A 22,719-nucleotide genomic window follows, 5' to 3' on the forward strand; every position below is an offset into this window, starting at 1 on the left:
GGGGTGAGACTGGCGGGATGAGGCCGCGCGAGGACCTGACCACGCTCCTGCCGCTGCCCGACGTCGCGACGCTGCGCCGGCTGGCACCCGCCGCCGTCGGGCTGGCCCGCGACTGGGCGTCCGCCGCCGGGGCGGCGTCGGGCGGCGCGGCGGCGCGCGACCCCTCCGCCCGGCTCGGCGCCCTGCTCGCCGACCGCGCCGGTCTCGACCTCGCCGTCGCGTTCGTCGACCGCGTCGCGCGCCCCGAGGACCCCCGCGTCGCGGCGCGCGAGCTGGCCGCGCTGCCCGCCGCCGCCACGGCCGGGTTCCTCTCGCCGCTGGATCGCGTCCTGCTCGCGCTCGGTCGCGTCGCGGCCCCGGTGGCCCCCGGTGTCGTCGTCCCAGCGGCCCGCGCGCGGCTGCGCCGGCTCGTCGGGCACCTCGTCGTCGACTCCGCCGACCGGAAGCTGACCGCCCATCTGGCTCGGGCACGCGAGGCGGGCTACCGGCTCAACCTCAACCTGCTCGGCGAGGCCGTCCTCGGCGAGCGCGAGGCCGCGTCGCGCGTGGCGCGCACCGTCGACCTGCTGCGCCGCCCGGACGTCGACTACGTCTCGATCAAGCTCTCCTCGCTCGTCTCGCAGGTCTCGACGTGGGACACCCCCGGCACCGTCGCTCGCGCGGTCGAGCGGCTGCGTCCGCTCTACCGCGAGGCGCTGGCGAACGGCGCGTTCGTCAACCTCGACATGGAGGAGTACCGCGACCTCGCCCCGACGCTCGACGCGTTCCTCGCGCTCGTCGGGGAGCCCGAGCTGGCCCGGCTCGAGGCCGGCGTCGTCCTCCAGGCGTACCTGCCGGACGCTCCGGCCGCGTTCGAGCGCGTCGTCGAGGCCGCGACCCGGCGCGTCGACGCCGGCGGCGCCCCCGTGAAGGTCCGCCTGGTCAAGGGGGCGAACCTCGCGATGGAGCTCGTGGAGGCCGACCTGCACGGCTGGCCGCAGGCCCCTCACCCGTCCAAGGCCGAGACCGACGCGACCTACGTCCGGATCCTCGACCGCGCCCTGATGCCCGAGGTGGCGCGCGCCGTGCGGATCGGCGTCGCCGGCCACAACCTCCACCACCTGGCGCTCGCCCACCTGCTCGCGCGGGAGCGCGGCGTCGCGGACGCGATGGACGTCGAGATGCTCCAGGGCATGGCACCGGCGGCGTCGCGGGCGGTCCGGGACACGGTCGGCTCGGTCCTGCTCTACACGCCCGTGGTCGCGCGGGACGACTTCGACCTGGCCGTCTCCTACCTCGTGCGGCGGCTGGAGGAGAACGCCAGCCCCGAGAACTACCTGCACCAGTCGCTGAGCGCCGAGGGCCGCGCGGAGGCCGAGCGCCGGTTCCTCGCCTCGATCGAGGACGCCGCAGCGGTCACGACGACGCCGCGCCGCCGGGCGGCGGCTTGGTCGGTCGCCGGGGCGGTGGCCGGCTCGACGGCCGGTCTCGGGGGCGGTCCCGTCGCCGGGGCGTTCGCCAACGCGCCGGACGCCGACCCGACCGTCGAGGAGGTCCGCGAGACCGCGCGGACCGCCCTGGCCTCCCCGCCCGACCTCACGGTCGACACCCCCGAGCTGACGAGCATCGCGGCCGTCGACGCGCTGGTCGGCCGTGCCCGAGCCGTCGCGGGAGCCTGGGGTGCGACCAGCGGTGCCGAGCGGGCGGCGGTGCTGGTCGACGTCGCCGACCGGCTCGAGGCCGACCGGTTCCGACTCGTCGCGCTCATGGCGCACGAGGCCGGCAAGACCGTCGGCGAGGCGGACCCCGAGGTCAGCGAGGCGGTCGACTTCGCCCGGTACTACGCGCGCGGCGCGACCCTGCTGGACCAGGAGGCGGCGGAGCGCGGGCGCGTCCTCGTCCCCCGCCCGGTCACGCTCGTGACGCCGCCGTGGAACTTCCCGGTCGCCATCGCCGCCGGGGGCGTGCTCGCGGCGCTCGCGGCCGGGTCGGCCGTCGTGATGAAGCCGTCGCCGAACGCGACCCGGTGCGGGGAGGAGGTGGCCGGGGCCGTCCGGGCGGCGCTCGCGGCCGCGGGGTTCGACCCCGACCTCGTCCAGGTCGCCCGCGTGCCGGAGGACGAGGCCGGGCGGCACCTGGTGGCCCACGACGGCGTCGACCAGGTGGTCCTCACCGGGGCGCTGGCCACGGCGCGGCTGTTCGCCGGCTGGCGCGTGGCGCGGCCGGGCGGTCCGCGCGTGCTCGCCGAGACCTCGGGGAAGAACGCCATCGTCGTGACGCCGAGCGCCGACCTGGACCTCGCCGTCGCCGACGTGACCCGCAGCGCGTTCGGGCACGCCGGTCAGAAGTGCTCGGCGGCGTCGCTCGTCGTGCTCGTCGGTTCGGTCGGCACGAGCCGACGGTTCCACGACCAGCTCCTCGACTCCGTCGCCTCGCTGCGCGTCGGCGTCCCGGACGACCTGGGCACCGGGATGGGACCCGTGATCGAGCCGCCGAGCGGGAAGCTGCGCCGGGCCCTCACGACGCTGGACCCGGGGGAGAGCTGGGCCCTGGTGCCGCGCGAGCTGACGGCGGAGGAGATCGTCGAGGAGTGGGGACCCGGGGCGGCCAGCTGGGCGGGCCGGCTCTGGACGCCGGGCATCCGCTCGGGCGTGCGGCCGGGGTCGTGGTTCCACCGGACCGAGTGCTTCGGACCGGTGCTCGGCGTCATGCGGGCCGCCACGCTGGACGAGGCGATCGAGTGGCAGAACGCCGTCGCCTTCGGTCTCACCGGCGGCCTGCACTCGCTGGACGAGGACGAGATCGCCCGGTGGACCGACCGGGTCGAGGTGGGCAACGCCTACGTCAACCGGGGCATCACGGGCGCGATCGTGCAGCGGCAGCCGTTCGGTGGCTGGAAGGGCTCGGTCATGGGGCCGGGCGCGAAGGCGGGCGGACCGGCCTACGTCGCGCAGCTCGGTGACTGGCGTCCCGCGCGCATGACCGGGGCGGGCGCCTCGCGGGTGTCGGGGGCGTCGGAAGCGGCGACGCGGGACGGTGAGCTGGCCGGGGAGAGCGTCGAGGGGGCGGCGCGCGAGGCGCTGGAGCGCGAGGCGCTGGCGGTCGAGGCGCTGGCGGCGGCGATGCTCGCCGGCGAGGACGTGACCGGTCTTCCGGCGGAGGAGAACACGCTGCGCCTCCGGCCCGTCCCCCGGCTGCTGATCCGGCTCGCCGAGACCGGGGCACCGGGCGACCTGGGGCTGACCGTGCGGTGCGCCCGTGCGCTCGGTGTCCCGGAGGTCACGGTCAGCCTCGCCGCGGGCCGGGCCGAGGCCGGCGCCGCGGTCCTGCCGGGAGGCGTGGGCGTGGTCGTCGAGGACGAGACCGCCCTCGCCGAGCGGCTGGCCGGCCTCGGCGACGTCCGCGTGCGCTGGCTCGGAGCCCCGGGCGAACCGGCACCGACCGGGCTGTGGGAGGCCGCGCTCGCGGTCCCCGTCGGCTCGGGCGCGACGATCATCGACGACCCGGCCATCGGCGGACCCGCCGCCGAGCTGCGCCGGGTGGCGCGCGAGCAGGCGATCAGTCGGACCCGGCACCGGTACGGCCACCTGCACGGCTGAGGGCGTCCGCTCTCTGCGGATCGGCGCGCGCGCCGATGCCCTCGTCGTCGCGCGGCGGCCGGTCGGCCCGCGCGAGCACGCCGGTCGGTCCGGGGTGGCGGGAGGAGAAAACCGCGTGGAGCGGACACCCCTCGCGTGTCAGGATCGGCACCGTGACCACCCACCACCCCAGCCCGACCGTCCCGGCCCCGACGCTCGTGCTCGTCGTCGGCCCGATCGCCGCCGGCAAGAGCACGGTCGCGCGCCGGCTCGCGGACGACCTGCGTGCGGACGGCCGGCGCGTGGCGCTCGTCGGGCTCGACGAGGTCGCCGAGATGGCGCTGCCGACGCTGCCCGGCTGGGACGTCGCCGCCGCGGTCTTCGCCTCGGTGGTCGGGCAGTGGCTGCGGACGGAGCTCGACGTCGTGGTCGCGGAGGGGCCGGGCGATCCGGACGAGGTCGCGGGCGTGATGGCCGTCGTCCCCGCGGGGACGCGGGTGGTCTCGGCCGTGCTGACGAGCGACTTCGACGTCGCGCTCGCGCGGGCGCAGGCGGACCCGACCCGCGGGATCTCGCGCGATCCCGACTTCCTCGGCCGGATCTACGCCGGCTGGCGGGAGCACCGGCCGAGGCTGCACGCCGACGTCGCCGTCGACACCGGGGAGACCAGCCTCGACGCGGCCGTCACCGCGATCCGCGCGACGCTGGGGAGCTGAGCCCGGCCGCGACCCCGCGCGCGGAGGCTCAGCCGCTCGGCGGCTCAGCGCGCGAGGTAGGCGCGCAGGCCGCCCGGGTCGTCGGTGCAGATGACGTCGACACCCACCGCGACGACGCGCTCCCACTCCGGGGCGTTCGCCGTGTAGACCCCGACCGGCAGCCCGACCGCGTGCGCCGCCGACACGGCGGCCGCCGTCACGTCCTCCTGCTCGGTGACGAGGGCCGCGATCCCGCTGGCGGCGAGCTCCGGCACCTCCTCGGGTGCGGGCGTCGCCGCGGTGAGGAGACCGACCGGGACCGGCAGGCGGTCGAGCGCGAGCGTCACGACCTCGGGGTCGAACGAGGTCACGACCACCTCCCCGGCTGCGACGAGGTCCGCCCAGACCGGCCGGGCCAGCTCTGCCGCGACGGCGTCGACCACGCGTGCCGCCGAGTGGAGCAGCGGTGGCTTGATCTCGAGGTCGAGCCCGACCGGGGGCCGCGTGGCGTCCCCGGTCGCGAGCGCGGTGGCGAGGAGGCCGCCGAGATCGGCGAGCAGGGGGATCGGCTCGCCGCGGAACCGCTCGTCGAACCAGGAACCGGCGTCGAGCCCGGCGAGCGTCTCCCAGGGGAGGGACTCGATCGACGTCTCGGCCGGGATGCCGCGTGCGAGGGAGTCGGTGGTGCGCGCCGGACCGTCGTCGTGGAGGAGGAGCAGGACGCCGTCGGCGGAGAGCTGCACGTCGGTCTCGACGGCCCGTGCGCCAGCGGCGACGGCGGCCCGGAAGGCGGCGAGCGTGTTCTCGGGGGCGTGGTCGGCGTCGCCGCGGTGGGCCAGGACGACGGGGGGCGTGGAGGAGGCGAGCTGGAGCCAGGTCACGCGTCGAGGCTACGCCGCGACTACCCTGGCCGGGTGTCAACGATGAGCGACCTGATCGCCCGCCACGCCCGACTCTCCAGCAGCGAGGTCGACTGGCTGCACCTGCTCGTCGGGGACTGGCAGGTGCTCTCCGACATGGCGTTCGCCGACCTCATCCTGTGGCTGCCCGGTGCGGACGGGCGGTTCTACGCGGTCGCGCACTGCCGTCCGTCGACCGGCGGGACGGTGCACTACGACGACGTCGTGGGGCGGCCGGCGCCCGAGGGGCAGGAGCCGGCGCTCGCGGCGGCGTTCACCCGCAAGGAGATCCGCCGCTCGCGGGTGCCGCGGTGGAACGGGAGCTACGCGATCCGCGAGGAGGCCGTCCCCGTCGTCAAGGGCGGCAAGGCGATCGCGGTGCTCGGGCGTGAGACGAACCTGGGCGAGCAGCGCACGCCGGGCCGGCTGGAGATCAACTACATCGAGGCGGCCGACGAGCTGTGCGAGATGATCGCGCGCGGCGAGTACCCGACGTCGAACACGGCCACCGGTCGCCTGCGCGGCGCGCCGCGCGTCGGCGACGGCCTGGTGCGGCTCAACCCCGAGGGCGAGGTCCTGTACGCGAGCCCGAACGCGATGTCCTGCTTCCACCGGATCGGCGTCATCGGTGACCTGGTCGGGCGCTCGCTGGCGCAGGTCATCACCGACCACGTGGGGATCGGCGAGCCGGTCGACGAGTCGCTGCCGCTCGTGGCGATGGGACGCGCGGACTGGCGGACGGACGTCGAGGCGCACGGCGTGTGCCTGTCGCTGCGCTCGATCCCGACGACGCGCGACGGTGAGCGGCTCGGCGCCATCGTGCTGTGCCGCGACGTGACGGAGCTGCGGCGGCGCGAGCAGGAGCTCATCACGAAGGACGCGACGATCCGCGAGATCCACCACCGCGTGAAGAACAACCTGCAGACGGTCGCGGCGCTGCTGCGGCTCCAGGCGCGGCGCACCCCGTCGGATGACGCCAGGGCCGCTCTCGAGGAGGCCATGCGCCGCGTCGCGACGATCGCGACCGTGCACGAGGCGCTGTCCCAGACCATCGACGAGATCGTCGACTTCGACCAGGTGTTCGGCCGCACGCTGCGGCTCGCCGTCGACGTCGCGACGTCCGAGGCGCCGGTCCGGATGGTGCGGGAGGGCTCGTTCGGGAAGGTGCAGGCGACCGAGGCGACCGCACTCGCCGTCGTGCTGACCGAGCTGGTCTCGAACGCGGTCGAGCACGGGCTGGCGAAGACCGGCGGGACCGTGGTCGTGCGCAGCGAGCGGACGGGCCGCGACCTCGCGGTGTCGGTGATCGACGACGGGGTGGGCATCGACCCGGCGGCCGCGCCCTCGGGGACGGGCCTCGGCATGCAGATCGTGCGGACGCTCGTGGCGGGCGAGCTGCACGGGACGATGGAGTGGCTGCCCCGCGAGCAGGGCGGCACCGAGGTGCTCATCAAGGCGCGGCTCGGCTTCGCCGCCGCGTCGGACGGGGAGCTCGACCAGTTCTAGTCGCGGCCGTTCAGGGGGTGGCCGACAGGGTCCGGCGGCCGTCGATCGGCACCGGGAGCGGTCGGTCGGGGCCGGGGAAACGGGCGGTCGGGACCGGGGAACGGTCGGTCGGGACCGGGGAACGGTCGGTCGACCGCGCCGCCGGTGCCGCGAGGGGGGTCGGCTGAGGTCAGCCGGCGCGGCGGGCGCGGGCGGTGCGGCGCTTCAGCGCGCGACGCTCGTCCTCGGACAGGCCGCCCCACACGCCGGAGTCCTGACCCGTCTCGAGCGCCCACTTGAGGCAGGAGTCCACGACCTCGCAGCGGTTGCACACGGCCTTGGCCTCCTCGATCTGCGCGAGGGCGGGACCCGTGTTGCCGATCGGGAAGAACAGCTCGGGGTCCTCGGTGAGGCAGGCAGCGTTGTGACGCCAGTCCATCGTGTGGTGCTCCTTCAGGGCGCGGACGTGCCCGTGCCTCGGGTGATGAGGGGGTTCGGGCGCCGTGGTCAACAGGTCCTGGATCAAGGGTCACACGTCGGCCCCGTGGGCACAAGGGTTCCCGCACAGTTGACGACGGACGATCGTGAGTCGTCCGTCACATCGGTGGGCCAGAGTCGTCGTCCGAGGCAGGTGCACCGTTGTCCTGCCGTTGTGAGGGCCCACCTTACCCTGGTCGGGTGAGTGCTGATTCCACCCTCCCCGACGGCCCCGACCGCGGGGCCGAGATCGCCGCCGAGCCGAGCCTGACCGCCGAGCCGAGCGCGGCCGTTGCGCCGAGCGCGGCCGCCCCGACGGAGTCGGTGCGCCCGGCGCGGCCGGTGACCCTCGTCGCGTGCGTCGCGCTGCTCGCGCTCCAGGCGGGAGCGTTCGTCGCCCTCGGCATCGCCGTGGTGACGGGTCCGACCCCCGCCGAGGGCGCCGGCGCCGTCTACCCCGTCGCGGTCTTCACGCTGCTGGCCGGGGCACTGCTCGCGATCATGGCGCTCCACCTGTGGCGGCTGCGCCGGTGGCCGCGCGGCGCGGCCACCGCCTGGGGCGTCCTCCTCATGCTCGTCGGGCTAGCGCAGCTCTCGGTCAACGGACCCGTCGCGATCGCCGTCGCCCTCGCGGGAGCTGCGACCGCGGTGACGGCCTTCGCCCCCGCGACGCGGCTCGCCCTCGCCGGCGACTCGGACGGGCCCGACGAGGACGACGCGGACGGACCGACCGGTTCGACCGGTTCGTCGACACCGGCGGGCTAGTCGGGTCCGACGGGTTCGTCGACTCGACGCGGCGACGAACCGACTACCGCCGGCCGTCCTGGACGCCGAGGCCGACCTGGACCGGGATCGTCCGGTCGGGCTCGACGAGCAGTCCCCGACCGGGACGCGGGGGACCGTGCGGTGGGCGTGCCCGACCCGGAGCGAAGCCGCCGAGGGCGAGGACGCGCGCGCCGTCCCGTGCGGCCGCCACCAGTCCGCGGAAGTCCCCGGCGAACGCCGACGGGGTCGTCGCGACGACACATCGCCCGCGCAGGCGCGGCCGCAGGGCCTCGACCTCCTCGGCGGCGAGCAGCTCCGCGTCGTCGACGAGCAGGACCGCCTCCCCGCGGACCGCCAGCGGTGAGCCACCCCGTGACCGACCGGGCGACCCATCGCCCTCGGTCCCGACGTCCTCGATGTGGCCGGGGCTCGCGCGGCTCACCGCGACGCCCGTCGCCCCGAGCCCATCGGCGATCCGTGCCAGGGCGGTGCTGCGACCGGAGCCGGCTGGCCCGACCACGAGCAGCGCTCCGCGCGTCGGCACCTCCACCTCCACCAGCCCCGCGTGACCGACCCCGAGCGGCACCGGAGGAAGCCGCGCGGATGCCGTCGAGCCCCACCGGCGGACCGGCTGCGACCGATCGCGCACCAGGCGGTCGAGGTCGTGCGGCGTGACCAGGTCGGGCAGCGGTCTCAGGCGCAGCAGCTCGGGTCTCGTCGCGCCGGACGGGTGCGGGCGGTCGACCGGCGGCGCCGGAACCACCTGGGCCGCGCGCTGACGACCATCCGTCAGCAGCACCCCGCGCCCGGGGAGGGGACGCGGCTCCACGAGGTCGCGGCCGATCCCGAGCGTCGCGGCCGTGCCGGCATCGCGCACGCCCAGCGCGAGGTGGTGGGCGACCGATGCGGTCCACCGGTGCGGACTGCCGGCGGCCAGCACCACGCGGCCGGAGCGACGGATCGTGAGCAGCGCCGTCACGAGGTCGATCCCGCTGCCCGGCCCCAGCACCTGGTCGACGGCCGCGACCACGTGCTCGGCGTCGTCGACCATGACGAGCGCCGCCGGATCGCCACCGGACGCGACGTGCGTGAGCAGCCGCGCGAGCACGTCGGGGTCGTCGCAGCCCGCGACGGTCCCGTCCACGCCGACGCCCCAGCCCTCGCGAGAGAGGACGTGGCAACCGGTGACGGCGTCGTCGGCGGTGCCGGGGATCGGGATCGCCCCATCCGTCGGCGTCCGCCCACCCACGGGGGTCCCGGCACCGGTGGGTGGGTCATCGAGCATCGAGCGCCTCTCGATGACCCGCGCCGTCGACCCGGACGGCTCGGAGCCGACGACGCCCGTCCGCCCGCGAGTCCGCCCGGGTCGCAGCGCCTGGGTGGCGAGCGCGCGCAGCGCCGTGCTCCGTCCGCTGCGCGGCGGTCCGCTCACGAGCACGTGTCCACCGGGCTCCCGCCAGAAGACGTGGTCGGGCACCTCGAGACGGTCGAGCAGGACAGCCCCGTCCACGGAGCCGGCGGCCGGCGCCTCCGGCAACGGAGGCAGCCACGGGCGGTGCGTCCGCAGGAGGTCGGACCGCCGGCGTCGGCGCGCCCGCTCACCCGCCTCGACGACCGCGGCCGCGAGCTCCGCCGCGGCCGTCCCGGGAAGCCAGGCGAGCCGGACCTCCCGCCCACCGACGGACGCCTCACCCGGCGTCGTGAAGGAGGCGGGACGTGGGTCGCCCACCACGTCGAGCGCGTCGCCGGCCTCGAGCACCCGGAGGCAGACCCGGAGCGTGAGGTTCGCGCGGAGCTGCCCGCTGACCACGCCGCCGGCCCGTTGCGTCGCCAGGACGAGGTGCACGCCGAGGGAGCGGCCGAGCGTCGCGACGGCGACGAGGTCGGCGAGGCGGTCCTCGTCGTCCTCCACCAGGGCGCGGAGCTCGTCGACGACGACGATCAGCCTGCCCAGCGTGCCGCCCGTGGCCTCGAACGCCTCGCGATCCCGAACGCCGGCCTCGCCGAGCACTCGCTCGCGCCGGCGCAGCTCGTGCCGCAGCGCAGCGAGGGCGCGCCGGCTCCCCGCGGGGTCCAGGTCGGTCAGCAGACCGACGCAGTGCGGCAGGTGCGCGGCGTGGGCGAAGGTCGCCCCGCCCTTGTAGTCGACGAGGAGGAACGCGATGTCCCGCGGCGGGTGTCGTGTCGCCAGCGCCAGGACCCAGGCCTGGAGCAGCTCGGACTTGCCCGACCCCGTCGTGCCGACGACGAGTGCGTGCGGACCGTCGGTGGCCAGGTCGAGCACGCAGCCGGGTCCCGGGCCGAGCGGCACGGCGAGGTCGCGACGCCCCCTCGCCCAGGCCGAGGCGATCTCGGCGGCACTCGGCCGACCCAGCAGCCCGCGCAGGTCGCCGGCGTCCATCGGTGGTCCCAGCGCGTGGTGGAGCGCGGCCAGCCACCGGGACGAGACCCCCGGTCGGCCGGTCGACGGCACGAGGCGCCCACCGGTCGGCGGGCACGCCCCGGGGCCGGGCCAGACGCCGACGTCGGCGGGGTCGTGCCCGGCCAGCTCCAGCTCGACCGTCAGCCATCGCGCCACACCGATGCCGTCCGGCCCGGTGACCAGGAGACCTTCGGGAGGCCGTCGCATCGCGGGAGCGTGCTCGGGCCGCGTCGTCGTGGCGCCCGCGCGCTCGACGAGACCCGCCCGATCGCCCTCACCCGGTGGCCCCGCGGCTCGCGTGAGGCCCTCCCGGCCGAGACCCGCCGCGAGCACGGCCACGGTCGCGGGGTCGGGCGGACCGCCGTGGAGCGGCCCTCGCGACGCTGGCTCCGGGGGTGCGGCCGGCCGGGGGCTGGCACCGGCTCTGACGCCGGACACGAGCATCGCGACGCCGCTCGCCGCCGACACGATCAACCCGACCAGGAGGTAGCCCGGGGCCCCGTGACCGCCGCCGCGCATCGCGAGCGTCGCGGCCACGGCGAGCATCGCGACGAGGGGGAGCAGGACGACCGGGGACGGCAGCCGGCCTGGCGGCGAGCTGGACGCAGGACCGTCCCGGTCGGGACCTCGGAAGGGGGTGCCCCTCGCCTCCAGGGTGGTCGAGCCCAGCACGATCCGGGTCCCCGGCCGGATCCTCGCCTGCCTGCGCAGCGGTCTCCCGCGCCGCCACGCGTTGCCCGCCGCGCCGCGTCGGGAGCGTCGCCCCCGGGCCTCGTCCGCCGGAGCGTCGGCGCCGTCGGACGGGAGCGACGTCGTCGTCGCGGTGTGGGGCGGCCAGGCACGCTCGCGCCGAGCTCCTCGGACGGGACGCCGACGAGGTCGGTGGAGGAGGACCTGGGCCCGTCCGATCCTCCTCAGCAACACGCGGCCGCCGTGCTGCGCCCTGACCGTGAGGTGGCGCTGCCAGACGTCCTGGTCGGCGATGCGGAGTGCGGCGTCGGCGCCTCGCCCCACGAGCACGTCACGGCCGGGGACGAGCGGTACCGCCCACCCGGCGTCCGGTCCCGACACGACCGCGAGGTGCAGAGCCGTGTCCCAGCAGGCGCGCCACAGGGCGACCGTCCGGTGTGGTTCCTGGCCGCTCGTCGAGCGTCGGTCCGGGGTGGGTGCTGTCGTCATGCGCCACACGATGGTCCACGCGGCATCGTCGCCGCTGGGGTCCTGGGGACGGTGCTGGGAGGACGACATCACGGCTACCTGTGGACAGGGCTCGGCGCACCGGTTCGCCGGATCGTACGAAGACGCCGGTGGGCGCGGGGTACGTCGATACCCCGTGCCCACCGGCAGGGTGACCGACCGATGGTCCTCCGATCGGTCGGTCCACTCGGGTAACGACGGCTGGGGGAGCGTCGATATCCGAGGCGTGATGAGGCCTGAGGGGGAAGGAGGCACCTCATCGCGTTCCGCGGGCGGGTAGCCGGCGATCGGCTACCCGCCCAGGCTGTGGTCGGGTGGTCAGCGCCACCCTCGTCGCCGCAGGCGCGCGCCGACGAGGAGGAGACCTCCCGCGGTGATCGCTCCGGTCGCGGCGAGCCAGAGGCCGTTCTGCTCGACGCCGGTGACGGCGAGGCGGTCACCGGTGCCGGCGCCCGTGGCGGAACCCGTGCCGTCGGTGCTGCCGGAGCTGCTGCCGTTGCCGGACCCGCTGGAGCCGTCACCCGACCCGTCGCCGCCGTTCCCGTCCCCGTCGCCGTCGCCGGGCTCGGCGGGCGTGGGCTCGGCGGGCGTGGGCTCGACCGGCGTCGGCGTGGGCTCCATGGGCTCGTCGATGCGGAGGGAGTACGACCCGCTCACGACGTTGCCCCAGGCGTCCCGAGCCTCGACGACGACGGAGTGCGTGCCCGCCTCGGTCGGGGTGCCCCGCAGCGTGCCGTCGGACGCGAGGGACAGACCGGGGACGTCACCGACGAGGGTGAAGGCGTCGTACGGGGCCTCCGCCTCCGTGAGCTCGAACGCGAACGTGTACTCCGCACCCACCTGGCCGTCGGCCGGCTGCGTGGTCATCAGGTCGACGAGCACGACGTCGTAGGTGGCGACGCCGTTGTACCGCTCCGGGTCCTCCAGGTCGTTGAACGCGGCCGACAGGCTACCGGGAACCTCGCCCGTCACCCAGGACCAGGTGTTGGTCGCATTGGTCGGGGCGCCACCCCAGGACCGGGGGAGGCCGTCGGGGCCGAGCCGGAACTCCTCGGCGTCGATCGGCACGTACACGGTGCCACTCGAGGGGTACTGCCCCCACGCGGAGCCGTCGTCGGGGGCCGTGGGGAACACGCTGAGATCGGAGATCCGGTTGCCGGCCAGGACCACCATCGTCAGTCCGTCGACGACCTCGGGCCCGAGCGGAGACACGTCGGAGACGCGGTTGTTCCGCAGGTCGAGCTGCCGCAGCTCGGACATGCCGGCGAGTGGCGCGACATCCTCGATCCGGTTGCCCGTCAGTGCCAGGGTCTCGAGCCTCGTGAGGTCGGAGAGGTCCGAGATGTCGGTGAGCCCGGCGTTCATCAGCCAGAGCTGGCGCAGCTCGCGCAGGTTGCGCAGCGGCGCGATGCCATCGAGCGGAGGGCCGCCGAACGGCGGGATCCGGCCCGCGAAGAGGAGCCGGCGAAGCTCGGTCAGCTCGTCGATCGGCTCCAGCGAGGTGATGGGACCGGCCTCGACGAGGTCGAGCGCCGTGAGCTGGGTGAGGCCGGCCAGGGGCGTCAGGTCGCTGATGCCGTGATTGTAGGAGAGCTGGAGCTCGGTGGCACCCGTGAGGTGCTCCAATCCGGTGAGGTCTGCGACGCCTCGGCCGGTGCAGGAGAACACGCCGGTGATCGCGGCGACGTCCTCGGCCGTGAGATCGCTCTGCGCCGGTCGGCCGAGCGCAGAGTTGACGCAGGTGGCCAGCGCTGCATCGGGCACGACCGAGGTGTCGGCGACGGCCGCCGGTGCGAACAGGAGTGGGGTCGCGAGCATCGTGCCGCCGACCGCGAGTGCGGTCGCGACTCGGTGAGCGCTGGGACGCGTTGCCATGGACGGACAACCTTTCGGAGTTCACGGACAAGGAAGAAGTCGTGGGGTGCTGACGGGTGTGGGGACGGACGCGTCCCCACACCCATCAGCTGGGCGATCGGCCCGGGGGTCCTTCGTCACCGGCCGATCTGTTCGAGGCGACGGCTGGGGGACCGTCGAGCTCCTCGATGCGTGATGAGGGCTGAGTGGGATGGGGGCCCTCATCACGTCTGTCGCGTGCAACCCGGCCGCGGCGGGGTTGCACGCCGTTCATCGCCGCGACTCGGTGTCCTCCGTGGTCGGCGGGTGCGGGATCGCGAGCGTGGCGCGTCCGGCCGCCGGCGCGGCCGTGGAGCGACGGGTCGTGGAGTGCGTCGTCATGAGATGTCCCCCTCGGACGAGAAGACGTGGTGGGTGGGGCCGCCCATGCCGACGGCGCCTGGATCGAGGATGGTGGCCGTGACGCGGCACCGAGCCGGGACAGGGCCGTGAAAAAGGGCTCAGGAGAGCCGAGTTGAGTGTTCGGAGGGCGCGACTGCGTGGCTGGGCTCCGTGCCGTGAGTGGACGCTCAGCCCGTCCGCAGGCCGCGTGGAGGCCGACCACCACTCCGACCCCGCGCCCGGACCGATCGCGCCGAGCGCCGTCCCCCTGCCCCCTCGACCCGCCCGCGGACGCCCCGCCGGCTCCCCGCCGATGCCTCGCCGGCTCCCCGCCGGTGCCCCGCCGGCGCGGCTGAGTAGTTGCTCACTCGGCCACCCGCGCCGGGGCACGCGACGACCCCGCGTGCGCTCAACGTTCGGCGTGCGCCACTCACGCCGCCGCTCAGGCCCGCCCGACGCGGCCGTCGCTCGGTGAGGATGGCACCTCCCCCCAACGACCGCTGCCGCGGTTCCTCGGCGACCCGAACGGAGGCGCGACGTGTCAGCTCGAAGCGAGTCGAGGATCGTCGGCCGCGCGCGCTGCCTCGCGATGGCCGCGTCCTACGTCCAGACCGGAGCCGTCGTCGACGTCGTCGGCTGTCGGGGCAGCGGGCGGACGGCCTTCCTCGGGGAGCTGCGCGCCAAGCTCGTCGCCGACGGCTGGACCGTGCTCGACCTGTTCGGGGTGGCGTCGCTGCGCGGCTACCCGCTGGCCGCGCTCCAGGTCTCGCCGGTGCAGGACCTCGTGAGCGGCCGCGGTGCCGGGTCGATCCCGGCCGTCGTCACCGCGATGGTCGGCTACGCCAGGACCCGCCGCGTCGTCCTGCTCGTGGACGACTGGGACGACCTCGACGAGGCGACCTGGGGTGCCGTGACCGCGGCCCAGCGCATCGCCGGCTTCCCGATGGTCCTGACGCACCTGCGCGGCCGCACGAGCCGGCAGACCCCCACCGGTCTCGACCCGGCCGGCAACCTCGCCGCCTACGTGATCCCGCTCGGCCCGCTGCGGATCGACGAGATCGAGCAGATCCTCGAGCACCGGCTGGGCGCCCCCACGGACGGCGCGACGCTCAACCGGATCTTCGCCAAGTCCGGCGGCCTCGTCGGGCTCGCCCTGAGCGTCGTCGACGTCGCCGTCCGGGAGGGTGCGCTGACGCTGGCCAACGGCGTCTGGAGCGCGACCCGCAGCCTGTGGAGCCCGGCGCTCAGCCACCTCGTCGAGGCGATGCTGGAGACCCTCCTCCCGGCGGAGCGCGACGCGCTGGCGACGATGGCCCTGCTCGGCGTCATCGACGTCGCCACCGCGCGCACGCTCGTCGACTGGGAGGTGCTGGAGAGCCTGGAGGCCCAGGCGCTCCTCAGCTTCCACCCCTCGCGGGGCCGCCGGCTCGCGAGCATCGAGCCCCCGCTGCTGGTGGAGTACTTCCGGCACGACCCGTTCGTCGCCCGGCGCATCCGGATCACCGAGGCCCTGGAGTCAAGGCTCGGGACCGGGGGAGCGCTCCTGCCCCACGTCTCCGACGCCGTGCCGACGGGATCCGAGGCGGACGCGTCGTTCGTCCGGCTGGTCCACGAGCAGGCGCGGGCGCAGCTCCTCATCAGCCGGGTCGAGTGGACCCGCGACCCGAGCGCCGCGACCGCCCTGCGCTACCTCACCGGCCTCAGCGGGGCGCGCGCCCCGGTGGCGCAGATCGAGGCCGTGCTCTCGGACCCGCGCAGCGACGACGGGGGTGCCGAGGACCGGGCGCGCCTGCTCGTCTGGCGGGCGTGGTGGACCGCGTACGCGAAGGCGGACCTCGAGGAGGGTCTGCGGATGCTCCGCGAGACGCGGCTCTCGTTCGGCAGCTACGGCCGCCTCCTCGACGCCGCCGTCGTCCAGCTCTGCCTCAACCGCGGCACGGTGCCGGCCGACCACGTGCCGCTCGTCGCCGTCGAGGACGACCTGCCGGAGTCGGTGCGCGCCGAGCTCGAGGCGACCCGGATCCTCGTGCTGGTCTCGCTCGGTCGCTTCGTCGAGGCGCGGGACCGCCTCGACGCCTCCACCGCGTCGTCGCCGACGCCGTGGCTGAGCCGGGACGTGCTCACCGTCCTCGTGCTCATCGGCGAGGGCCGCAACGACGAGGCGATCGATCGCGCCGGCCTCGTCCTCAGCGAGGCGCGCAACGCGCTCGACGCCGAGGCCATCCGCTGCTACTCCTACCTCAGCGCGCTCTGCCTCATGGTCCGCGGTGAGCACGGTCAGCTGCGGACCCTGGTCGAGACCTGGACGACGCTCGGCGACCCGCCGCACGTCCCGTCCCACGACTACCTGGCGACGCTCTGCCTCGGCGCGGTCACGGCGGTGCGTCTCTGGCGCGTCGTCGAGGAGGAGAACCGCGCCCTCGACCAGGTCGAGGTGGTGGACGGGCCGCTGTCGGGGATGGTCACGTCGTGGCGCCACGCGGAACGGCTCGCGGCGAGCGGCGACCGCGAGGCGGCGGCGCACATCGTCGCCGACTGGGCGCGGGCGCTGTGGGACCGCGGCGCCCGGCTCGCCGCGATGCTCGCCTACGCGACCGCCGTGGAGATCGCCCCCGACGAGGAACGCCTCGCCGAGGCGGAGTCGCGGGCGCGCGACCTCGACGGGGTCATCGTCGAGGTGCACCTGGAGCTGCTCCGGGCGCTCGTGCGGCGCGACGTGCCGGCGCTGACCGCCGGCGCCGCCCGGGTCGCCGCCGCCGGCTTCCACGCCAGGGCGCTGCGCGCGTACCAGGAGGCGACCCGGCTCCTGCGGGAGGAGGGCCGCGTCGAGGCCGCCGACGCCGTCGAGCGGGAGCGGGCCGCGCTCGTGCAGCGGCTCACCCTCGGCGCCCCGGCCGCGGCGCGGGAGGAGACGGAGGCCGTCACGCTGACCGCGCGCGAGCACGAGGTCGCCCAGCTCGTGGCCGCCGGGCTGTCGAACCAGCAGATCGCGGCGGAGCTCGTCATCAGCGTGCGCACCGTCGAGAACCACGTCCACCGGACGATGCGCAAGACGGGGGCGGCGAACCGCCGCATGCTCGGCCGGCTGGTCACCGAGCGCATCGACGCGTAGCGCCGCGGGTCGGCCACCGCCCGACGCGGACGGGGCGCCTACCCCCGGCGCGCCACCGGCCCGCTCTTCTGTCGCGCGCGGTACAGGTGGTTCTCGACGGTGCGCACGCTGAGGAACAGCGCGTCGGCGATCTCGCGGTTGCTCCGCCCGGCGCGCGCGAGCTCCAGCACCTCCCGCTCGCGGTCGGTCAGCGGCCCCGGAGTCGCCGGCGCCGCGTCGGAGACCTCGCGCCAGGTCTCCGCGACCCCCTCGCCGGCCAGCGTCGACACGTCGGCCTCCGTGAGCGCGCGGCCGTGCTGGGCCTGCCAGCGCTCGCCGGCGACGCGGAACGCGGTCACCGCGAGCGGCACCGGGGCCGGCAGCGGCGCCAGCGCCCGGAGGAGCTGCTCGGCGTCTCCCTCGTGCAGCCGCCGGTGCACCTCGAGGACGGGACCGAGCAGCGGCACGCGGGTCGTCGACCACACGCGCTCGACGGTGGCCATCCGCTCGGCGTCGAGGGGCGTGCCGATGAGCATCCACGCCGCGAGTGCCGAGAGCGGCGCTCCCCGCTCCGCCTCCCGCTCGCCGCAGCTCCACAGCAGGTCGCCCGCGGCGGTCGACGTGGCGTCCTCGGCGGACAGCAGCTCGGCCCGCGCCCACTCCCGCATGATGTCGAGCGTCGGCGCCCCGGTCCGGCGCAGCCCCTCGAGCTCGCGGAACAGCGACTGGGCGAGCCGGGCGTCCCCGTTCCGCGCGGCCAGCGCGGTCCCGAGCGCGAGCAGCCGCTCGTCGTAGCTGGCGCTCAGCGGTCCGGACCGGCCGAGGCTCAGCGCGACGCTGACGGCGCGCCACGCCCCGAGCAGGTCGCCGCGCAGGAACAGCGCGCTTGCGAGCCCCCGGGCGCACAGGCGGACCCCGAACGGGTCGACGCGGTCGTGCGCGTCCGCCAGCCGCTGCCGGAACCACTGGATGCCGCGACGCAGCTCGCCCCGCGCGAGCAGCGCGTCGCCGCGCAGGGCGTCCATCCGGTCGCCGACCTCGGTGTTCGTGGCGTGCGGCCGGACGCTCTCCAGCAGCTCCTCCAGCTCCTCCAGCTCGCCGCGGTCGAACAGCGCCTGGGCCGTCAGCAGGTGCACGGTCTCGTCGAGGCCGATCGGGTAGGGCGGGGTCAGCCCGGCGACGATCGTGCTCGCCGGGACGCCCTCGCTGAGCGGGCCGAGCAGCCGCTGCGTCGCGAACGCCATCGACTCCTCCCACTCGCCCGCGTCCCAGCCGGTCGGCGGCGCCGGCAGGTCCTCGGCGTCCGCGCGGCCGGTCCACAGCAGCCACTGCTCGCGCATCACCAGGTAGTGCGCGACGTCCTCGGTGGTGTCCGACGCGGTGATCCGGGTGTCCCGGAACGCGGTCGCTGGGTCGGAGGTCTCCAGGTCGTGCAGCATGAGGAGCTGCAGCACGGGGATCGCCGAGGAGACCGTCCGGTCCTCGTCCCACGCGCGCCAGAGGGTGGCGATGCGGGAGCGCAGCCGCTCCGTGAGGATCGTCGTCGACTCGGGGAAGTCGGCGCCGAGGACGTGCTGGCGGCGCTGCCGCACCGGCCACACCGCCTCGGCGACGCCGACCGCGTCGTCCATCGCGCCCGTGTCGCCGAGCGCCCGGCGGGTCGACCCGGCCGCGTCGAGCCGGTCGAACGGGGTGAGCGACGCCAGGATCGCCCGCGACAGCGCCGGCGGGGAGACGACCACCGCCGACTCCGGGTCGCGTGGGTCGACGATGAGGCGCCGCCGACGGATGAGGGATCGCGCGGTGTCGTCGCCGACGATCCGCCGGGCGCTGTCCCACGGGATCGCGCCGCACCAGGACAGCGCCCGGAGCGCGCGGGACTCCTCCGGCGAGAGCGCGGCCGAGAACTGGTGCAGCACCGCCGAGAGCGGGACGTCCTCGAGCGGTGCGACGTCGGTCCACGCGCCGTCGACGAGCTGGATGGCCTCGGACCACACGCCCGCGTCGAAGACGGCCAGCGCCGCGCGCGGGTTGCCGGCCGACATGGCCGCGATCGCCCACGCGAGACTGGCGTCGACGTCCGTGCGCGTGTGCTCCGTGAGCAGCGTCGTGGTCCCGCCGAGGCCGAGCGGCGGCAGCTCCACCGGCGTCATCGCGCGGGAGAAGGCGTCGGCGGCCGCGTCGGGGGCCCGGGTCGAGCTGAGGCTGCACGCGATCCGGACCAGGCCGGCGCCGAGGACGCTCTCGACGACGAGCAGCGACACCCGGTCGGCCAGGTCGACGTCGTCGATCAGCAGGAGCCCGCGCTCCCCGAGGTGCCGGGCGTCCAGCCAGGCCGCAGCGTAGGCGGGCGAGGGGCGGACGTCGGGGGAGGGGAGGAAGGAGGGGTCGGACTGCAGCAGCGCGAACGGCAGGTCGTGCGCCGTCTGCGAGCCGCGCAGCCGCAGCACGGGCCGGCCGATGGCGACCGCCCGGTCGTGCAGCTCGGCGAGGACGGCCGACTTGCCCGAGCCGACGTCGCCGGTCACGACGACGTTCGCACCGTCGGACAGCCGGAGCTCGATCGCCTCGACGCTCGCACCGTGTGCCGTCATGGTCACCCCCTCGGATCTGCCGCGTCGCCGCGGTCCGGGCCGCCGTCACCGGCGTGATCCGCACCGTCTCGCTGCCGTGGTCGGCAGCATACGCGCGGGGGGCGTCGCCGGGCAGGTGCGGCGGGCGGTCGGGGGCGCGCGAAGGGCGCGCCCCCCGGATCGGGGGACGCGCCCTCTCGCGAGCGGTGTCCGCGTCACACGGCCTGCTCCGCGGTGAAGCTGAACGTGATGTCGAGCGTCTGGCCGGCGACGGCGATGGTCGCCTCGGCCGGGAGGGTGGCCGTGAGGACGAGCGTCGCCCCGTCCTCGGGCGTGGCCGCCCGCGGCACCTCGAAGTCGGCGAACGTCGCGCCCGAGAGGGGGCCGGTGTAGAGGACGGCGCCGCTCTCGTCGTCCCGGATCTCCAGCAGCAGCGCGTCCTGGAGCGCCTCGGCCGGCGAGCCGGCGGAGTTGACGACGACCGGGAGGGCGAGGTCGAGGTCCGCCTCGACGGAGCCGGAGTTGTAGACGACGAGGTCGCGGCTCACGGTCGCGCCGGGGACCAGGGAGCTCCCGCCGTCGAACTCGATCAGGTACGCGTCGGGGTTGCCGTCCTGCGCGTCGTCGAACTTGAGGTCGAGCGTGCCGGAGGCCAGCTCGGTCCGCACGTCGCCGGAGTCGCTGAACGCGGCGAACGTGGTGGCGACGCCGACGCCGAGCACGACGGTGGCGGCGGCGATGATCCGGGCGCGGGTGGAGATCTCGAATGCCATGGGGGTCTTCCCTTTCTGTCGCGCGGAGGCCGCCGGACGGCGGTGCCGCGTGGAACGAGGCGTCGCCGGTCGTGGGGCGCGCCTGGCCGACCGCCGACCGGACGGTCGTTCCGGTACGTGGCGGGGTCGCGGATGCGATGGATCCATTACGCCCGCCGGGACCGGGGTACGCAGCACCCAGCCGCCCGCACGGGGCCCAGGTGAGTGGCGGGATGAGTGGCGAGCCGATCCCCGCCCGGGTGCGCCGCGCCCCGGCGTGAGCGAGCACTCAGCCTGACCCCTCGGGACCCCTCGGGCGGGAGGCCGCGCACCCGCCGGCTGAGTGTCGCGCCGCCGGGAGCGTGGGCTGCCGGCCCCCTACTCATATCCCCACTCATCGGCCAGGGAACGGGGCGGATGAGTGGGGCGGACGTCGCGGCGCGCGCCTGTAATGGAGAGGTCCCGAACCACCCCAGAGCATCGGAGCCCGACATGTCCACCAGCACGCCCGCCCGGAGGATCGCCGCGACCGCGGCGAGCTGGGTCGTCAACGTCATCGCCGTCGCCGGCGTCGCGGCGACGGTCGTCGCGCTCGTCGCCCTGCTCACGGGCGTGCGTCCCGTCGTCTTCATCAGCGGATCGATGAGCCCGACGATCCAGACCGGGGCGCTCGCCCTCACCGCACCCGTGGCGGCCGACGGCATCGAGGAGGGCGACGTCATCAGCGTCACGCGCGCCGACGGCGTCCGCGTCACGCACCGCGCCGTCGAGCTCGTGGCGCAGGACGGTCGCGTCCTGCTCGTCATGAAGGGCGATGCCAACACGGACGTCGACGCCGAGCGGTACGACGTGACCGACGGTGCCGACCGCGTGATCTGGCACGTGGAGGGTGCGGGGAGCGTGGTCGGCTCGCTGAGCACGCCCTGGATCGTCGTCGGCGCGGTGGCGCTCGTCCTGATCGCCCTCATCCCCGGCAAGCGGGCGCGCCCGACCGCGGACGACGCTGACGCCGCGGGCGCTGGTGCCGCGGATGACGACGCCGCGGGCGCCGGTGCCGACGACGCCGACGCCGCGGGCGCCGCCTCCGACGCCCCGACGCTCGTCGGCGCCGGCTGAGCGCACCCACCACGACAGTCCCACCCCGACACCCTCCGACGACACCCCCACCCCACCGAGCAGCGAGGTCGACATGTCAGCCGCAGCCCCGTCCGCCGCACCCGTGCGCCCGACCCGACGGCGCCACGCGCGCGTGGCGCGCCTCGCGGCGCTCGCAGTCCTGGCCGCGACGGCGATCGGGATCGCCGCAACGGGCGAGACGGTCGCCGCCTTCCAGGACCCCGGAGCCGTCTCCGTCGACCTGGCGAGCCACCCGCTCTCCCTGCAGGGCGTCGGCGCGAACGCGCACGGCCAGCTCGGCACCGGCGGGCGCGGCTCGAACGCGACGACGTTCCGCCTCGCCGACCCCGCCGGCTCGCTGCCCGGGCTCGTGACCGACGCCGCCGTCGGCGAGTTCCACGGCTGCGCGGTCGTCGAGGGCCGGGTGTACTGCTGGGGAGACAACGCGACCGGCCAGCTCGGGAACGGCACGTCGACCGCCTCCGACACCCCCGTGCCCGTGAGCCCGAACCCGGGCGACGCGCTGTACGACCGGGTCGCGGTCGAGGTGGCCGTCGGCTCGGTCGCCGACGGGCGCGGCTTCACCTGCGCGTCCGTGATCGCCCCGAGCGGCGGCATGGAGGTCTACTGCTGGGGCGACAACTACTACGGCCAGCTCGGCATCGGCGGGAAGCCGCACCAGTACCTGCCGACGCTCGTGACGGGCATCCCGTTCGGGCCGTCGACGGTCGTGGGCGACCTGAGCCTCGGCATCGAGTACTCCTGCGGCGTGGTCGACGGCCAGGCGTGGTGCTGGGGCCGCAACGTCCAGGGGCGGCTCGGCAACGGGACCACGGAGTCGAGGACGACGCCGGCGCTGGTCAAGGGCGATGCCGCGTTCGAGGCCGCCCAGAGCGCGCGACGGGTCACGGACGTCGCCGCGGACGGCGTGGTCACCTGTGCCGTCGCCGACGCCCGGGCCTATTGCTGGGGTGACGCCCTCTGGGGTGGCCTCGGCAACGGCTCGACCGCGGGCGCCGCCGTGACCTCGGCGCGTCCGGTGGCCGTCGACGGGGCGTCCGCCCTGCCGTCGTCGGCCCGCGTGCGCAGCGTCGGCGTCATGTACAACGGCGGCTGCGCCCTGACCGAGGCCGGCGAGGTCTTCTGCTGGGGCAACAACTCGCAGGGGCAGAACGGCCGCGGCACCACGGGCGGGAGCGACGCGGCCCGTCCGGTCAAGGTCGGGGCGCTCGCCCAGCCCGCCGTCGAGCTCGCCACCGCGCAGGAGGCCGCGTGCGTCCGGTACGGCGACGGACGTCTCGCCTGCTGGGGCGACAACCGCCGCGGTCAGCTCGGTCGCGGCACCACGACCTCCTCGGGCGCGGCCACCGTCGTCACCATGCCCTCGACGCGCCCCGTCCTGCGGATCGTCGGCGGGGCCGGCTCCTTCCTCGCGGTCCAGGGCTACTGACGCCG

Annotated in this window: 13 protein-coding genes; 7 read left to right on the forward strand and 6 right to left on the reverse strand. The window is 75.7% G+C overall.

Annotation, left to right across the window (positions count from 1 at the left end):
* Positions 1-17 precede the first annotated feature (17 nt).
* A complete protein-coding gene (locus EDD28_RS10610; RefSeq protein WP_123739576.1) occupies positions 18-3,578 on the forward strand; it encodes a bifunctional proline dehydrogenase/L-glutamate gamma-semialdehyde dehydrogenase in 3,561 nt (1,186 codons plus the stop codon).
* 152 nt (positions 3,579-3,730) lie between these two features.
* Positions 3,731-4,273 carry a hypothetical protein gene (locus EDD28_RS10615; protein ID WP_123739577.1) on the forward strand — a complete coding sequence of 181 codons (543 nt, stop codon included), beginning with the start codon at positions 3,731-3,733 and terminating at the stop codon, positions 4,271-4,273.
* Positions 4,274-4,317: 44 nt separating this feature from the next.
* Here EDD28_RS10615 and EDD28_RS10620 read toward each other — a convergent pair whose 3' ends face one another.
* The gene (locus EDD28_RS10620; RefSeq protein WP_123739578.1) at positions 4,318-5,133 is read right to left on the reverse strand and encodes a glycerophosphodiester phosphodiesterase; all 816 of its coding nucleotides are present in this window, start codon (positions 5,131-5,133) and stop codon (positions 4,318-4,320) included.
* Between the two features lie 42 nt (positions 5,134-5,175).
* Here EDD28_RS10620 and EDD28_RS10625 point away from each other — a divergent pair, with 42 nt between their 5' ends.
* Positions 5,176-6,657: a sensor histidine kinase gene (locus EDD28_RS10625; RefSeq protein ID WP_123739579.1), complete on the forward strand. Its 1,482-nt coding sequence runs from the start codon at positions 5,176-5,178 to the stop codon at positions 6,655-6,657.
* A gap of 169 nt (positions 6,658-6,826) precedes the next feature.
* Here EDD28_RS10625 and EDD28_RS10630 read toward each other — a convergent pair whose 3' ends face one another.
* Positions 6,827-7,075 (reverse strand): WhiB family transcriptional regulator, encoded by a 249-nt coding sequence (locus tag EDD28_RS10630; RefSeq protein WP_123739580.1) that lies wholly within the window; start codon positions 7,073-7,075, stop codon positions 6,827-6,829.
* Between the two features lie 239 nt (positions 7,076-7,314).
* Between EDD28_RS10630 and EDD28_RS10635 the strand changes: the two genes are divergently transcribed.
* Positions 7,315-7,878, forward strand: a complete 564-nt coding sequence (locus tag EDD28_RS10635) for a hypothetical protein (RefSeq protein WP_123739581.1) — start codon at positions 7,315-7,317, stop codon at positions 7,876-7,878.
* Between the two features lie 43 nt (positions 7,879-7,921).
* Here the strand turns inward: EDD28_RS10635 and EDD28_RS10640 are convergent, their stop codons facing one another.
* Together EDD28_RS10640 and EDD28_RS10645 are read right to left on the reverse strand one after the other, a co-directional pair.
* Positions 7,922-11,479 (reverse strand): FtsK/SpoIIIE domain-containing protein, encoded by a 3,558-nt coding sequence (locus EDD28_RS10640; RefSeq protein ID WP_170169432.1) that lies wholly within the window; start codon positions 11,477-11,479, stop codon positions 7,922-7,924.
* Positions 11,480-11,815: 336 nt separating this feature from the next.
* On the reverse strand, positions 11,816-13,372 hold the full coding sequence (locus EDD28_RS10645; RefSeq protein WP_123739583.1) for a leucine-rich repeat domain-containing protein: 1,557 nt from the start codon (positions 13,370-13,372) through the stop codon (positions 11,816-11,818).
* Between the two features lie 898 nt (positions 13,373-14,270).
* Here EDD28_RS10645 and EDD28_RS10650 point away from each other — a divergent pair.
* The gene (locus tag EDD28_RS10650) at positions 14,271-16,844 is read left to right on the forward strand and encodes a helix-turn-helix transcriptional regulator (RefSeq protein WP_148059595.1); all 2,574 of its coding nucleotides are present in this window, start codon (positions 14,271-14,273) and stop codon (positions 16,842-16,844) included.
* A gap of 38 nt (positions 16,845-16,882) precedes the next feature.
* Here EDD28_RS10650 and EDD28_RS18085 read toward each other — a convergent pair whose 3' ends face one another.
* Positions 16,883-19,417: a helix-turn-helix transcriptional regulator gene (locus EDD28_RS18085; protein ID WP_123739585.1), complete on the reverse strand. Its 2,535-nt coding sequence runs from the start codon at positions 19,415-19,417 to the stop codon at positions 16,883-16,885.
* Between the two features lie 194 nt (positions 19,418-19,611).
* Positions 19,612-20,169, reverse strand: a complete 558-nt coding sequence (locus tag EDD28_RS10660; protein ID WP_170169433.1) for a TasA family protein — start codon at positions 20,167-20,169, stop codon at positions 19,612-19,614.
* Between the two features lie 471 nt (positions 20,170-20,640).
* Between EDD28_RS10660 and EDD28_RS17370 the strand changes: the two genes are divergently transcribed.
* Positions 20,641-21,264, forward strand: a complete 624-nt coding sequence (locus EDD28_RS17370) for a signal peptidase I (protein WP_170169434.1) — start codon at positions 20,641-20,643, stop codon at positions 21,262-21,264.
* 73 nt (positions 21,265-21,337) lie between these two features.
* Entirely contained in the window at positions 21,338-22,714 is a 1,377-nt protein-coding gene (locus EDD28_RS17170; protein ID WP_148059596.1) for an RCC1 domain-containing protein, read from the forward strand.
* Positions 22,715-22,719: the final 5 nt, after the last annotated feature.

The sequence above is a fragment of the Salana multivorans genome, assembly GCF_003751805.1.
Lineage (GTDB): Bacteria > Actinomycetota > Actinomycetes > Actinomycetales > Beutenbergiaceae > Salana > Salana multivorans.